The sequence below is a fragment of the Stenotrophomonas sp. A3_2 genome (assembly GCF_036624925.1).
GTDB classification, from domain to species: domain Bacteria; phylum Pseudomonadota; class Gammaproteobacteria; order Xanthomonadales; family Xanthomonadaceae; genus Stenotrophomonas; species Stenotrophomonas hibiscicola.
This window is the reverse complement of the sequence record NZ_JAZKVY010000246.1, coordinates 1-301: the sequence shown is the minus strand read 5'-3', so window position 1 is coordinate 301 and position 301 is coordinate 1. Positions and strand designations below refer to the sequence as shown.

General features: G+C 61.8%; 1 pseudogene. It reads right to left on the bottom strand.

The features are described 5' to 3' along the window. Window positions 1–301 (bottom strand): annotated as a pseudogene (locus tag R5H29_RS09865) (TniQ family protein); the annotation flags it as partial.

The window sequence follows — 301 nt, the reverse complement described above, 5'->3', positions numbered from 1 at the left end:
CGCCAGCTCGTGATGGATCGCGTCCTACGGCGGAGTTTCGGCAGCAGCACCGAGAGCTGGAACGCATAGGTTTCCAATGCGTCTGGAATCTGATCATCAAGGCTGTCCAGTAGCCAAGGCACCCAGCCGGCGAAACTCATGCAACGCAGCCGGTCCGGCTCGATGCCGCTCCGCTGGGAGAGCATCGCCAACAGCGCCAGTGGTGGCGCGGTATCCAGGTCATCAACCTGAGCGTGACCAAGATCGTGCTCCAGCAGCTCGGACACCTCCATGTGATAGCAAAGGGCCACGCGGTTGAGCC